This window comes from Falsihalocynthiibacter sp. BN13B15, assembly GCF_041205415.1.
Taxonomy (GTDB): Bacteria; Pseudomonadota; Alphaproteobacteria; order Rhodobacterales; family Rhodobacteraceae; genus Falsihalocynthiibacter; species Falsihalocynthiibacter arcticus.
Map to the genome: position 1 here is coordinate 1 of NZ_JBGFCE010000113.1, position 319 is coordinate 319.

The following is a 319-nucleotide window of genomic DNA, read 5'->3' on the forward strand; positions in this document are numbered from 1 at the left end:
CAAACGAGGCCGCGCAAATTTCCATGCAATACTGCCAGTTTCGAAAGAAAGAGTCACCATACCCCAGTTCGGTGATTTTGCAATTCTGCGAAACCAGGCTTTCTGACCAAATTCTACAGGTTTTGGCATAGTCCTGGCCAAAGGCGAAACTGTCTCGGACCTCAAGGCCAACGTTTTTGGCCTGTTGGGAAATCACCTTGTCGGATAGCAAAATGCCCCCGGGAAATGCATACTGGCGGATATATTCGGACGAGGTTTTGTAGGTCTCAAAAAAACTGTCTTTGACGGTGATCGCCTGTAATACGACACGCCCGCCTTC

1 protein-coding gene is annotated in these 319 nt (G+C 48.9%); it reads right to left on the reverse strand.

What is annotated here, in order from left to right; all coding sequences use genetic code 11:
* The coding region (locus AB9F26_RS22425) for a class I SAM-dependent methyltransferase (protein WP_369769145.1) at window positions 1-319 on the reverse strand (319 nt) is incomplete at both ends.